The sequence below is a fragment of the Enterobacter sp. 3U4 genome (genome assembly GCF_057224565.1).
Genome location: NZ_CP136665.1, coordinates 4110652 through 4124559, shown reverse-complemented (window position 1 = coordinate 4124559; position 13908 = coordinate 4110652). Strand labels below are relative to the sequence as shown.

Here is a 13908-nt window from a genome sequence, read left to right as displayed (position 1 = left end):
CACAACCTCTACGGCGAATAACCGGACACTATTAGCCTTTTTGCGGCATAAAAACGGTGACTGCCCTCGCGTTACTGAAGCAACGCGTCTTTTCCCTGACGAATATCGCGCGGCGACCAGCTAAACTCCCGACGGAAAAGCGTCGAAAAGTGGTTACTGTCGCCGAAACCGCAGCGATAGGCGATATCCGTGACGCTTTCGTCAGTATGGCGTAAAAGATGACGCGCTTTGATTAACCGCAGGCGGTTAAGGTAGCGCTGGGGCGTCAGCCCGGTGTGCTGCTTCAGCTGGCGATGCAGAGTGCGCAGCGACAGCGAAAAATCATCCGCCAGCGTTTCCCAGCAGACATCTTCGGCGAAATGGTCTTCCAGCCAGGCCATCAGATGGTTCAGCCGGGCCTCGTTGTTTTCCAGCCCCTCCACCAGACTACTGCGGCGCAGCAGCACCAGCAGCTGCATGAACAGCAGCTCGCGCGTGGCAATGACGTGCGTCTCCTGCCCGTCCTCGCTCTGCTCCATCTGGCTCACCAGCTGTCGCACCTGCTGTAAGGTGGACTGGTTCACCCGCCAGTGCGACGGATAGTGTCCGTCCTGCTCCTGCGGCAGCAGCTGATTCAGCCCGGAGAGAAACTGGAACGCGTCCGGGGAACGATAGAGCACGTTGGTCAGGCACAGGTTGTCGGTATGTTCATACAGGTGCCTGTCGTGGTCCCGCACGAAGCACACGGTGCCGCCGCTGATGGTGTACGGCTGGCCGTTAAACACGTGAATGCCGGTCCCGTGCTCAACAATCACAATCTCATGAAAATCATGATGATGCTCCGGGAACGCGGCCTGAGGGAGCCGCGGCTCAATCGCGACGGGCGACCCTCCCGCAGGGAAAAAATCCACGCTGTGTAGTACGGTCATAACGGCCCCCACCAATGAGAAATTTTCTCAAAATAGTAATTAAGGCCTTGCGCCCTCACCTTAAATTTTCGGCAGCAAACCTCGCAAAAGCTGTCCGTTTTTCAAGAAACCGGCGGAAAGATCGGGAAATGCGGTAAGCGTCACACTGCCTGAAAACCCCGCTATTACTGGAAACTGTGAACTCCCTCACGTTCATCTTTGCTTTCTTGCCAGCGCCGGATTTGGCCTGTCAGTGGCGAGAAGGTGCCTTTTTCTTCCCTTTCTTACACTCACCGCTAATGAATTAAGAAAGGATCCGACCATGACTTTTCGCCATTGTGTCGCTGTCGATTTAGGCGCATCCAGCGGCCGCGTAATGCTCGCCACCTGGGACTGTAGCCAGCGCACACTTTCGCTTCGCGAAATGCACCGTTTCGCCAACTGCCTGAAAAAGCAGGACGGTGTTGAGACCTGGGATATCGATGCCCTGGAGGCGGAGATCCGCACCGGGCTGAACAATGTCTGCAACGACGGCATTCGTATCGACAGCATCGGTATTGATACCTGGGGCGTGGACTATGTGCTGCTGGACGGTAACGGCGAGCGCGTCGGCCTGCCCGTCTCCTACCGCGACAGCCGCACCGACGGCCTGATGGCGCACGCCATCGCCCAGCTTGGCAAGGACAACATCTACGGGCGCAGCGGCATTCAGTTTCTGCCGTTTAACACGCTGTACCAGCTGCGCGCTCTCGTCGAGCAGCAGCCGGAGCTGGTCGCGAACGTGGCCCACGCGCTACTGATCCCGGATTACCTGAGCTACCGCCTGACCGGCAATATGAACTGGGAATACACCAACGCCACCACCACCCAACTGGTGAACATCAACACCGATAACTGGGACGAAAACCTGCTGGCGTGGACGGGCGCATCGCCGTCCTGGTTCGGCACGCCAACGCACCCCGGAAATGTGATCGGTCAGTGGATTTGCCCGCAGGGGAATGAAATCCCCGTCGTTGCCGTCGCCAGCCACGATACCGCCAGCGCGGTCATTGCCTCGCCGCTTTCCAGCAAAGACGCGGCGTACCTTTCTTCCGGCACCTGGTCGCTGATGGGCTTTGAGAGCAAAACGCCGTACACCAGCGATACCGCGATGGCGGCGAACATCACTAACGAAGGTGGAGCGGAAGGGCGCTATCGCGTGCTGAAAAATATCATGGGCCTGTGGCTGCTTCAGCGCGTGCTGAAAGAGCAAAACGTTACCGACCTGCCTGCGCTTATCGCAGAGACCGAAAATCTGAAGGCCTGCACCTTCCTGATCAACCCGAACGATAACCGCTTTATCAACCCGGCGCACATGAGCGCCGAAATCCAGGCCGCCTGTTTCGCCGCCGGGCAGCCGGTGCCGTCCAGCCCGGCAGAGCTAGCGCGCTGCATTTTTGACAGCCTCGCCCTGCTGTATGCCGACATCCTCAGCGAGCTGGCCGATCTGCGCGGTAAGCCGTTCAGCCAGCTGCACATCGTGGGCGGCGGCTGCCAGAACCAGCTGCTGAACCAGCTTTGCGCGGATGCCTGCGGCATCACCGTGGTGGCGGGCCCTGTAGAGGCTTCCACGCTCGGCAATATCGGCATTCAGCTGATGACGCTGGACGAACTCTCCAACGTTGACGACTTCCGTTCGGTGGTGGCGGCGAACGCCAGCCTGACCACCTTCACCCCCAATCCCTGCCATGAGATTGCCCGCTACCGGGCACAGTTTCAGCAAAAACGACTGACTAAGGAGCTTTGCGCATGACCACTCAATTAGAACAAGCCTGGGACCTGGCTAAACAGCGTTTCGCCGCCGTCGGCGTGGATGTCGAAGAGGCCCTGCGCCAGCTCGACCGTCTGCCCGTCTCTATGCACTGCTGGCAGGGCGATGACGTCGCCGGTTTCGAGAACCCGGGCGGTTCCCTGACGGGTGGTATTCAGGCCACGGGTAATTATCCGGGCAAAGCGCGTAACGCGACCGAGCTGCGCGCCGATCTGGAGCTGGCCCTGAGCCTGATCCCGGGGCCAAAGCGCCTGAACCTGCACGCGATTTACCTCGAGTCCGACGAGCCGGTGGCGCGCAACGAAATCAAACCGGAGCATTTTAAGAACTGGGTGGTGTGGGCAAAAGCCAATAAGCTGGGCCTGGATTTCAACCCATCCTGCTTCTCGCATCCGCTGAGCGCGGACGGTTTTACCCTCGCCCACGCGGACGATGAAATCCGTCAGTTCTGGATCGACCACGTGAAGGCCAGCCGCCGCGTGTCTGCGTACTTTGGCGAGCAGCTCGGCACACCGTCGGTGATGAACATCTGGATCCCGGACGGCATGAAGGACATCACCGTCGACCGTCTTGCTCCGCGCCAGCGCCTGCTGGCCGCGCTGGATGAGGCCATCAGCGAGAAGCTGGACCCGGCGCACCACATCGACGCCGTGGAGAGCAAGCTGTTCGGCATTGGCGCCGAGAGCTACACCGTCGGCTCGAACGAGTTCTACATGGGGTACGCCACCAGCCGCCAGACCGCGCTGTGCCTGGATGCCGGTCACTTCCATCCGACCGAGGTGATCTCCGACAAAATCTCCGCTGCCATGCTCTACGTGCCGCGCCTGCTGCTGCACGTCAGCCGTCCGGTGCGCTGGGACAGCGACCACGTAGTGCTGCTGGATGACGAAACCCAGGCGATTGCGAGCGAAATCATCCGCCACGACCTCTTTGACCGCGTCCACATCGGCCTCGACTTCTTCGATGCCTCCATCAACCGCATCGCGGCGTGGGTTATCGGCACCCGCAACATGAAGAAAGCCCTGCTGCGCGCCCTGCTGGAGCCGACTGCCGAACTGAAAAAGCTGGAAGCAAACGGTGACTACACCGCGCGTCTGGCGCTGCTGGAAGAGCAGAAATCTCTGCCGTGGCAGGCGGTGTGGGAGATGTACTGCCAGCGTAACGACGCCCCGGCGGGTAGCCAGTGGCTGGACAACGTGCGGGCGTATGAGGAAGACGTGTTGAGTCAGCGCGGGTAACTGCCCCCTCACCCCTGCCCTCTCCCCAAAGGGGAGAGGGAGCAAACCATCCCCTCGCCCCTTTGGGGAGAGGGTTAGGGTGAGGGGAAACTCTCACCGCGATAACTGGAAATGAAACTATGCAGACCATCACCACCTCCTGGTTCGTCCAGGGCATGATCAAAGCCACCACCGACGCCTGGCTGAAGGGCTGGGACGAGCGCAACGGCGGCAACCTGACGCTGCGCCTGGACGACGCGGATATCGAACCCTTCGCGGCCGATTTCCACCAGAAGCCACGCTATATCGCGCTGAGCCAGCCGATGCCGCTGCTCGCCAACACGCCGTTTATCGTCACCGGCTCCGGGAAGTTCTTCCGTAACGTCCAGCTCGACCCGCAGGCCAACCTCGGCGTGGTGAAGGTAGACAGCGACGGCGCGGGCTACCACATTCTGTGGGGCCTGACCGATGAAGCGGTACCCACCTCTGAACTGCCAGCGCACTTCCTCTCCCACTGCGAGCGCATCAAGGCGACCAACGGCAAAGACCGCGTGATCATGCACTGTCACGCTACCAACCTGATCGCCCTGACCTACGTGCTGGAAAATAGCTCGGATTTCTTCACCCGCAAACTGTGGGAAGGCAGCACCGAGTGTCTGGTGGTGTTCCCGGACGGCGTGGGCATTCTGCCGTGGATGGTGCCGGGTACCGACGAAATTGGCAAGGCAACCGCAACGGATATGCAAAGACACGCTCTGGTGCTGTGGCCGTTCCACGGCGTGTTCGGCAGCGGCCCTACGCTTGATGAAACCTTTGGCCTGATCGACACCGCCGAGAAATCAGCGGAAGTGCTGGTGAAGGTGTACTCCATGGGGGGCATGAAGCAGACTATTTCCCGGGAAGAACTCATCTCCCTCGGCAAGCGCTTTGGCGTGAGCCCGTTGCAGTCCGCGCTGGATTTATACGCATGACGCCTTCGCAGGAAAAACGTTGATCGTTAAGGAAAATTATCATGAGCTTTATGTTGGCACTTCCAAAAATTAGCCTTCACGGCGCGGGCGCAATCGGCGATATGGTCAACCTGGTAGCGAACAAGCAGTGGGGAAAAGCGCTGATTGTTACCGACGGCCAGCTGGTGAAGCTGGGCCTGCTGGACGGTCTGTTTACCGCGCTGGATGCGCATCAGATGTCATATCAGCTGTTTGACGCGGTCTTTCCCAACCCAACGGAGGCGCTGGTACAGAAGGGTTTCGCGGCATACCGGGAAGCCGCGTGTGATTACATTATCGCCTTCGGCGGCGGCAGCCCAATTGATACCGCCAAGGCGATTAAAATCCTCACCGCCAACCCCGGCCCGTCAACCGATTATTCCGGCGTCGGCAAGGTGAAAAATGCGGGCGTGCCGCTGGTGGCGATCAACACCACCGCAGGCACGGCGGCGGAGATGACCAGCAATGCGGTGATCATCGACTCCGCGCGACAGGTGAAAGAGGTGATCATTGACCCGAACATCATCCCGGACATCGCCGTGGACGATGCCAGCGTGATGCTCGATATTCCCGCCTCCGTGACCGCCGCAACCGGTATGGATGCGCTAACCCACGCCATTGAAGCCTATGTATCCGTTGGCGCGCATCCGCTGACCGATGCCAACGCGCTGGAAGCGATTCGCCTGATCAACCTGTGGCTGCCGGAAGCAGTCGACAACGGTCATAACCTTGAGGCGCGCGAGCAGATGGCGTTTGGTCAGTATCTGGCGGGCATGGCGTTTAACAGCGCCGGTCTGGGTCTGGTACATGCCCTGGCGCACCAGCCGGGCGCGACGCACAACCTGCCGCACGGCGTGTGCAACGCCATCCTGCTGCCGATCGTTGAAAGCTTTAACCGCCCGAACGCAATCGCGCGTTTTGCCCGCGTGGCGCAGGCGATGGGCGTCGATACCCGCGGCATGAGCGATGAAGCCGCCAGCATGTCCGCCATTCAGGCGATTCGCGACCTGAGCGCTCGCGTCGGTATCCCTGCGGGCTTCAGCCAGCTCGGCGTAACCAAAGCCGATATTGAAGGCTGGCTGGATAAAGCCCTCGCCGACCCGTGCGCGCCGTGCAATCCGCGCACCGCCAGCCGTGAGGAAGTACGCGAGCTCTATCTGGAGGCATTATGATCCGCAAAGCGTTTGTGATGCAGGTGAACCCGGACGCGCACGAGGAGTACGCGCGTCGCCACAATCCGATATGGCCCGAGCTGGAAAAGGTGCTGAAAGATAATGGCGCACACCACTACGCCATTTATCTCGATAAAGCCCGCCACCTGCTGTTTGCGACCGTAGAGATTGAATCTGAGGAGTGCTGGAGCGCGGTAGCGAATACCGACGTCTGCCAGCGCTGGTGGAAACATATGGGCGACATCATGCCGTCGAACCCGGATAACAGCCCGGTGAGTGCGGAGCTTAAAGAGGTCTTTTACCTGGACTGATGTGTTAACGCCGCTGCCCCCGCGGCGGCGGCAATCTCCCGCCTGCTGCTGAGCGTAAACGCCGACACCACCGTAATCGCCAGCACGAAACAGCCCAGCATCAGATACGTCTCCTGGAAACCGATCCGGTCATACATATTACCGGCAAACGCGGAGAGGAAGATCGCCGCCGACTGTTTGGCAAACTGGAAGCCAATCAAATAGATAGTCGCCGAAAGACGCGTATCAAACACCCCGGTGATGTACTTGAAGGCCCCCACCAGCAGGAACGGCACTTCAAGCGCGTGCAGCATCTTCAGGGCAATCACTTCTACGGCGGTGGTGGCAAACGACGAGCCGATAATGCGCGTCGCCATGATCACCCCGGCGATCAGCAGCGTGTTTTTCGCACCGATGCGGTTAATGATCCACGGCGAGCAGAACATTATGATGGCATTACAAATCTCCCCGGCAGTCGTTGCGAAACCAAAGGCGCGAGTCCCCTCCTGCGGCGTGGCGAAGAACGTTTTGAAGAAGGTAGCAAACTGCTGGTCGAATACGTCATAGACGCAGGCCACGCCAATCACATACAGAATAAACATCCACATTCTGCGCTGGCGGAACAGGCTAAAGACCGTTTTCGCGGTGATCTGCGGCTGGTTGGCACCCAGCGCATTCATCACCTGCGCCGTCTGGTTGGGTTTTGGCTTCGCGACCACCAGCAGCAGCATCAACAGCAGCGCCGCCGCCGAGCCCATCCAGAAAACATACGACGGATCGATGCCGAACAGGATCCCGCCCGTGGAGGCGCACAGCCCCCAGCCGAGGCAGCCAAACATGCGCGCCTTGCCGTACTCAAAGTAACTGTTACGGCTCACGCGTTCAATGTAGGCCTCAATGGCCCCTGAGCCCGCCGAAAAGACAAAGCCGATAAAAATGCCGCCGCTCAGCGCGCCCAGCCAGATGTTGGCTTTCAGTAACGGCGCAAAGACGTACAGGAAGAAAGGGGCAAACAGGAAGAGCAGCACGGAGATGATCCACAGCAGATGTTTTTTCAGCCCCAGTTTGTCCGAGATCACCCCAAGCACCGGCTGGAAGGCAATGGCCGAGAGTGAGATGCAGGAGAAGACAATGCCGGTATGGGTTTTGTTGAGGCCGATGATATCCGACAGCCAGATCGGCAGGAACGGAAAGCAGGTGGCCATGATGAAGAAATAGAGAAAGAAGAACAGCCCGAAAATCCAGAAATTGGGGTTGTCTTTGTGGGTACAGGTTGTTGTGTTCATTATTTTTATCCTCAACGGAGGGCCAGTTTCCCGGCCCGTCACCTTTACACGCTTTCCACGCCAATCAGGATGGCGCTTTCCGGATCGAGAATCGGCAGCGTTATGCCCGCCTGCATCAGCCACTCACCGCTCACCGTTTGCGGTGTCTCCATCCATGCCGGCAATTTGCGCATGGTATGGCCTCCCTCACCGGTGATGTGAATATCAGGGTGATCGAGCAGCGAAATACGATACTGCGCGCTGGCCTCAAGCCCAGGCATGCGCAGCGGCATCATCAACGTGTAGTCCGGCATGGCGAGCTGGCTGACGATAAACAGTCCCTGCGTTTTATCTTCGCTCACAATACCCTGTGCCAGCGTAGCGGCATCCGGCATATCCACGCGCCATTGGGTTCCCTGATGGATAACCTCGCGCCACTGCTTATACAGCGCGGCGTAACGGCGATAACCTTCACGCTCCTGCTCATCGACGGTGAGGGGATCCAGTTCCAGACCCATATGACCAAACAGCGCCGTCAGACCGCGAAATTCAATGCCGTGCTGGCGAAAGGTGGCGTGGCATTTATGATGACCGATATGCGCCCCCACCACCTCCGGCGGGAAGAAATAGCTCATGCCGCGCTGGATAGCGTTTCGTTCCAGCGCATCGTTGTTGTCCGAGGCCCAGAAGCGGTGGCAGCGCGTCAGCACCTCATAATCAATTCGCCCCCCGCCGGAGGAGCAGGATTCAAATTCTACGTGCGGGAAACGCTCGCCCAGCACGTCCAGCAGGCGATAAAACTGGCGGGTTTGCGCGTCGGCGGCGGCCTTTCCGTCGTGACCCGGCTGCACCAGCTCACGGTTCATGTCCCACTTCACGTAGTCGATCTCATGTTCACCCAGCAGCCAGCTCATGCGCTCCACCAGGTAATCAAACGCCTGCGGAATGTTCAGGTTAAGCACCAGCTGGTGCCGCCCGGTATGTTGCCTGTAGCCGGGCAACGCCAGCACCCAGTCGGGATGCGCACGATAAAGATCGGAATCCGGGTTAATCATCTCCGGCTCAACCCAGATGCCAAACTCCATGCCGAGCTGTTTCACATGGCTGATGACCGGCGTGAGGCCGTTCGGGTACTTCTTCTCGTCCAGATACCAGTCACCCAGCGCGGCGTAGTCGTCGTTGCGACCTTTGAACCAGCCGTCGTCGATGATAAAGCGCTCCACGCCCAGCGCGGCCGCCTCGTCGGCCATGCGCATGATGTAGTCCGGGTCGTGGTTAAAGTAGATGCCTTCCCAGGTATTGAGGTGGACCGGGCGCGGTTTGTTTTCGGGGAAGCGGATAACGTTGTCGCGGAGGTAATGGTGAAACTGCTGGCTCATGCCGTTCAGGCCCTGCGCGGAGTAGCTTGCATACAGGCGCGGCGTCCAGAGCGTGTCGCCCTCCTCAATCGCCATTTCGCCCGGCAGGTAGAGGGCTTCAGCCTGCAGATAGCGGCGGCCGTCGGTTTTGGCTTCCGCACGCAGGCGGTGGTTGCCGCTCCAGCCCAGATGCACGCCCCAGACGTCGCCGTGCATTTCGCTGAACGACGGCGTACCCGAAATCAACGCCGGGAAGTGTTCATGGGAGGTTTTACCCCGGCGGTTTTCAATCACAAAGCTGTCGTGCTCAAGCGTCACGCGGTGCGGCTGAAATTCCCGAATCCAGCGCCCATGGAAGGCCAGGACCTCCCGCGCGCGTTCGGCCACGGGTAGCGTTATGGCAAAACGGTCCACCTGCCACGCCTGCGCTTTCAGGTTGGTTAAGCCGTGACGCACCGCCAGCACGCCGCTGGCATCCAGCGTCAGCTCGCTGGTTAGCCGCAGGCCCGCATGTTCATCTTCTGCCGTAATCGTCAGGGTTTGCCCCTGCTGCTGGACGTCTGTGGTGCTAAAGACAGGCGAACCGTCCAGGCCCAGACGATGGCCTTCAATACCGGGCGACCCAAACAGACCGTGCCCCAGCTCGGCCATTAGCGTGACCGGAGAATCAACATCCAGCCTGCCGTTGGCAACTGGCCGGGAAAGGGTTTCAGTATTTTGCGGCGAAAAGTGCTGAAGATGCGGCCCCCAGTAAATAATTTCGGCGAACGGGTGCGTTTTTATCACCACATCCACCGCCGCGCTTTCGAGTCGTAAAATGGAATCTTGCATCAGACATCTCCTGTCATGGGATGCCTTGAGTTTTGATCCGAAACGTTTCGGATACAAACCAAAACGTTTCGGATTTGTGATCGGGTCTAGAAAATGGAGAGATTCAGGCCGTCTGGCCGGGAGAGAATTCGGGCTGCCAGAGCACCTGGAGCTGCTCGATCGCCTCGCCGTTGATCAGCTGGCGAACCATATCGGCAATCTGTTTCCCGACGCCCTGACGGGTGGACTGGATCACTGCCGCCACGTCAGCATCAACGATGCTGTCCTGCGGAAGCCCGTCATAAACCACCAGCGCAACGGCGTTCTCGCCGGTCAGTCGGCCCAGCTCCGCCAGCGCCATCGCCGCGCCGTCGCCGTGAGTGTTGCAGTCGGTAATGATGGCCGTTGGCGGCTGCGACAGCGAGAGAAGCTCTTTCGTGGTGGCATACCCCACACGGCGCGAAGGGGGCATGGTGCGCAGCCATTCGCTGGAAAGCCCGGCTTCACGCAACGCGTCCAGATAGCCCTGACGACGCTGGGTGATGAATGCCTGATTGTTGCTTTCGCCCAGCAGGGCAATGCGCTGATGGCCTTTTCCGATCAGCCAGCGGGTAGCATTGTACGTACCGGCATAGTTATCGAAGTCGAACCACGCGTACGGCTGCGGTAGCTGGCTGCGACCAAGCGCCAGAAAGGGGAATCCGGCGGCCTGCAGTTGCTCAAGTCGCGGATCGCGATCCAACGTGTGGGCCACAATCAGCGCATCCACGCGGCGGCTCTGCACCATCCGCATGTAGCTGTGTTTATCCGCCAGATCGTCGTCTGCGATGAGCAGCAGGTCGATTTCATGTCGTGCCAGCTCGTGGCTAATTTCACCCACCATGTCCATAAAAACGCTGTTATTGAGCGGAACAGGATGGACCGGGAACACCAGCCCCACGGCGTCGATTTTGCCCATCTTCAGACGACGGGCGAAGGTGTTAGGCCGATAGCCGCGTCGCTGGGCTTCCGCTTCTACGCGAGCGCGCGTCTCGTCAGAAACGTCGTCATATCCGTTAAGGGCGCGGCTGACGGTAGTAACAGAGAGCCCCAGTTCTTTGGCGATGGCTTTGAGCGACATGATTTTCCCTATCTTCGTTAGTTTTGTTCCGCCACCAGCAGCGCGTAAGTGTCTGGCTCCAGGGCTTTGAAGATATGCGGCTGGTCGGCGGGATAACAAATGTAATCCCCTGCGCCGAGCTCTTCCGCCGCGTCAAGCAGGCCAACCAGCGCCCGCCCTTGCGTCACGATAATATGTTCAACCGAGCCCGGCGGATGCGGCTGTGAAATACGGTCTGCACCCGGCTGGGTCATCAGAAGATAGACATCGCGGCGCGCGCCGGGGGGGCATGCAGCCAGTAAAATGGCTTCATAGTTAGCCTGTCCGGCGACCACTTTCGTCCCTTCACCGCGGCGGATCACCTGTGTGGCCGGCAACTGCGGTTCAAGCAGGCGGGCGAAAGGAATATCCAGCGCCACGCAGAGCGACCACAGCGTTTCCAGGCTAGGGTTACCGTTGCCGGACTCCAGCTGAGAAAGGGTGGATTTTGCGATCCCGGCTCGGCGGGCAATTTCCGCCAGTGAAAGCCCGGTTCGCAGGCGTTCCCGCACCAGACTTTTAGCGATCAGGCTGATTGGCTGCGTCATATAACGGCCCTTTGTTCTATAAATCGAACGAATCGTTCATCTTGAAAAACACTTCTGTTGCGTTCATTATAATGGATACACGTTCGATATGGCTAAAAATGTATGAAGCATCATCTCTCTTGCCTGAAAGGCGACACAATAAAAGCAATTATCCTGGTCTGCCTCGCGGTGGGTGTGGTCGGGATGTCCTACGGCTCGCTGGCGATGGCCTACGGTTTCCCGATCTGGGTACCGTTTGTGCTCTCCATTACCGTGCTGGCGGGCGCGTCTGAGTTTATGTTTATCGGCATCGTAGCGAGCGGCGGCAATCCGCTGGCGGCTGCGGCTGCTGGTTTGCTGGTCAACGCGCGGCATGTGCCGTTTGGCGTGACGGTGCGTGAGCTGGTGGGCAAACGTGGCCTGAGCCTTTTAGGCTGCCACATCATGAACGATGAAAGCGTGGTGTTTGGCCTGTCGCAAAAAACCGCCGAACAGCGTAAAGCGGCGTACTGGCTATGTGGTTTAGGCGTGGCGATTGTCTGGCCTCTGGGGACTCTGCTGGGCGCCATGGTCGGCAAACTGCTGCCGGATCCGGAAACAATCGGGCTGGACGCGGTATTTCCGGCCATTCTGCTGGCATTAGTGGTTCCTGCATTTAAAAACCGTACCACGCTGATCCGCGCCTGCAGCGGTGCCGCTCTGTCGCTGGCCGCCGTGCCGTTTGCTCCGGTGGGATTACCGGTGCTGCTCTCTTTACTGGGTCTCGCTACGAGGAAAAAATAATGGGAAATATGACGTTTTTTATTCTCGGCATCGCCATTTTGTCTGCGGGAACGTATCTGATGCGTCTTGGCGGGGCGAAACTGGGCAGCAGGCTGGCGTTGTCAGAACGTTCGCAGGCGCTGCTGTCAGATGCGGCAACGGTATTGTTGTTTTCCGTGGCGCTGGCGACCACGTTTTATGAAGGTGACCACTTTGCCGGTATGGCGCGCGTGCTGGGCGTGGCGTTTGCGGTATTTCTGGCCTGGCGGAAGATGCCGTTAATTGTGGTGATCGTGGCGGCGGCAGTGGTAACCGCGCTGCTGCGCGTGGCGGGCATAAACTAAAAAAGCGCCCCGGGGGCGCTCTTTCGACGGTGTGACAGCTTATTTAGTCAGTTCAGCAGTCATGTGTACGCGGTTACCTGAGAACGCCTGGGTAATTTTGTAAGATGATGCGCCGGCTTCCTGAGCCTGAGCCGCGATTTTCGCTTCTGCGCCGTCAATAGTTGACGCGGTTGCGGTCACGGTCTGAGCAGCGAAAGAACCGAAAGAAGTAGCCAGAGCGATTACAGCGACAAAAGTTTTGATGCTTTTCATGATATAAACCCTTTCATTAAGTTGTTTAGGTAAGGCGCCGTGCCTTGATGAGATAAATACTAGACCTCATCACGAACAACTAAAAGCGGAAGGATTTGCTAATATCATTCAAAATTACTGATCAACTATTAATCGCTGAGGATGGGTATAAATCGTCGCCCTTCCCGGCTTGCAGAAGCCCACCAGCGTCAGGTTGCAGCGCTCCGCCACCTCCACCGCCAGCGTGGTCGCCGCCGACACCGCGAACAAAATTTCCACACCGCACATGGCGGACTTTTGCACCATCTCGTAGCTGGCCCGGCTGGAAACGAGCGCCGCGCCCTGCTGCCAGACCTGACTTTCACGCGCACGACGGCCGAGCAGCTTATCCAGCGCCACGTGGCGGCCCACGTCTTCATGCCCACCGGCAATCTCTCCCGACGGCAATACCCACGCCGCGGCGTGCGTGCAGCCGCTCAGCTGGCCGATGGGCTGTACGTCGTTCAGGTGATTGAGCGCATGGTCGAGGTGCGCCAGATTGAAAGTCTGAGTAAACGGCAGTGGCGCAACGGGTTTACCAATATCGTTGAGCTGCTCAACGCCGCAGACGCCGCAGCCGGTACGCCCGGCCAGCGCGCGGCGGCGTTCCTTGAGCCCCATGAAGCGGCGGCTGGAGAGTTCGATTTGCACTTCAAGGCCGTTGCAGGCCTGCACCACGTCCATACCGTAGATCTCTTGCGGATGCTCAATGATGCCTTCCGAGAGGGAAAAACCGATGGCAAACAGCTCAAGATCTTTCGGAGATGCCATCATCACCACATGCGAGATGCCGTTGTAAACGAGCGCAACGGGCACTTCTTCCGCCAGAAAATCCGGCGTGGCATGGGTGATGTGCGGCGGTCTGTGAACCGACAGTTCCACAATGCCCGCAGGCAGTGGTGACGAGTGGGGAGCATGGTTTTGTTTAGACACAGCGGTATTCCTGAACAACCACGGAAGCGAGCGTGCTATTGCAGCATAAACCACAGGCTGTACGCATAGTATGGATCAACTTTTCGACAACCATTCTCCTACTCATTTAGCAGGGGTGCAACCCGCCACCCGCTAC

The 13908-nt window shown here is 58.9% G+C and carries 14 protein-coding genes; 7 read left to right on the top strand and 7 right to left on the bottom strand.

Features of this window, described 5'->3' with window-relative positions; all coding sequences use genetic code 11:
- Positions 1-71: 71 nt before the first annotated feature.
- A complete protein-coding gene (rhaS, locus tag RVY89_RS19670; protein WP_484826216.1) occupies positions 72-908 on the bottom strand; it encodes an HTH-type transcriptional activator RhaS in 837 nt (278 codons plus the stop codon).
- 301 nt (positions 909-1209) lie between these two features.
- On the opposite strand from rhaS, the gene rhaB reads away from it, so the two are divergent.
- The 5 genes from rhaB to rhaM all read left to right on the top strand — a co-directional run bounded on the left by rhaB (position 1210) and on the right by rhaM (position 6386).
- A complete protein-coding gene (gene rhaB, locus RVY89_RS19665; protein WP_484826215.1) occupies positions 1210-2679 on the top strand; it encodes a rhamnulokinase in 1470 nt (489 codons plus the stop codon).
- Positions 2676-3935: an L-rhamnose isomerase gene (gene rhaA / locus RVY89_RS19660; RefSeq protein WP_484826214.1), complete on the top strand. Its 1260-nt coding sequence runs from the start codon at positions 2676-2678 to the stop codon at positions 3933-3935. The genes rhaB and rhaA overlap by 4 nt, the downstream gene beginning before the upstream one ends.
- A gap of 119 nt (positions 3936-4054) precedes the next feature.
- Entirely contained in the window at positions 4055-4885 is an 831-nt protein-coding gene (rhaD, locus tag RVY89_RS19655) for a rhamnulose-1-phosphate aldolase (protein WP_484826213.1), read from the top strand.
- A 41-nt stretch (positions 4886-4926) separates the two neighbouring features.
- Entirely contained in the window at positions 4927-6075 is a 1149-nt protein-coding gene (fucO, locus tag RVY89_RS19650; protein ID WP_484826212.1) for a lactaldehyde reductase, read from the top strand.
- Complete coding sequence (rhaM, locus tag RVY89_RS19645) at positions 6072-6386, top strand: L-rhamnose mutarotase (protein WP_484826211.1); 315 nt, start codon at positions 6072-6074, stop codon at positions 6384-6386. The genes fucO and rhaM overlap by 4 nt, the downstream gene beginning before the upstream one ends.
- Here rhaM and RVY89_RS19640 read toward each other — a convergent pair.
- The 4 genes from RVY89_RS19640 to RVY89_RS19625 form a co-directional block, all read right to left on the bottom strand.
- Positions 6374-7651: an oligosaccharide MFS transporter gene (locus tag RVY89_RS19640; RefSeq protein WP_484826210.1), complete on the bottom strand. Its 1278-nt coding sequence runs from the start codon at positions 7649-7651 to the stop codon at positions 6374-6376. The two genes, rhaM and RVY89_RS19640, sit on opposite strands and share 13 nt — an antisense overlap.
- A 44-nt stretch (positions 7652-7695) precedes the next feature.
- Positions 7696-9819: an alpha-galactosidase gene (locus RVY89_RS19635; RefSeq protein ID WP_484826209.1), complete on the bottom strand. Its 2124-nt coding sequence runs from the start codon at positions 9817-9819 to the stop codon at positions 7696-7698.
- A 103-nt stretch (positions 9820-9922) separates the two neighbouring features.
- Positions 9923-10918 carry a LacI family DNA-binding transcriptional regulator gene (locus RVY89_RS19630; protein ID WP_484826208.1) on the bottom strand — a complete coding sequence of 332 codons (996 nt, stop codon included), beginning with the start codon at positions 10916-10918 and terminating at the stop codon, positions 9923-9925.
- 17 nt (positions 10919-10935) lie between these two features.
- The gene (locus RVY89_RS19625) at positions 10936-11484 is read right to left on the bottom strand and encodes a helix-turn-helix domain-containing protein (protein WP_262790779.1); all 549 of its coding nucleotides are present in this window, start codon (positions 11482-11484) and stop codon (positions 10936-10938) included.
- Positions 11485-11586: 102 nt separating this feature from the next.
- Here RVY89_RS19625 and RVY89_RS19620 point away from each other — a divergent pair, with 102 nt between their 5' ends.
- Positions 11587-12246 carry an AzlC family ABC transporter permease gene (locus tag RVY89_RS19620; protein WP_484826207.1) on the top strand — a complete coding sequence of 220 codons (660 nt, stop codon included), beginning with the start codon at positions 11587-11589 and terminating at the stop codon, positions 12244-12246.
- Positions 12246-12569, top strand: a complete 324-nt coding sequence (locus tag RVY89_RS19615) for an AzlD domain-containing protein (protein ID WP_033146957.1) — start codon at positions 12246-12248, stop codon at positions 12567-12569. The genes RVY89_RS19620 and RVY89_RS19615 overlap by 1 nt, the downstream gene beginning before the upstream one ends.
- A gap of 39 nt (positions 12570-12608) precedes the next feature.
- Here RVY89_RS19615 and RVY89_RS19610 read toward each other — a convergent pair whose 3' ends face one another.
- Together RVY89_RS19610 and fdhD are read right to left on the bottom strand one after the other, a co-directional pair.
- The gene (locus tag RVY89_RS19610) at positions 12609-12821 is read right to left on the bottom strand and encodes a YdgH/BhsA/McbA family protein (protein WP_023309747.1); all 213 of its coding nucleotides are present in this window, start codon (positions 12819-12821) and stop codon (positions 12609-12611) included.
- Between the two features lie 114 nt (positions 12822-12935).
- Entirely contained in the window at positions 12936-13772 is an 837-nt protein-coding gene (gene fdhD, locus RVY89_RS19605; protein WP_484826206.1) for a formate dehydrogenase accessory sulfurtransferase FdhD, read from the bottom strand.
- Between the last annotated feature and the right edge of the window lie 136 nt (positions 13773-13908).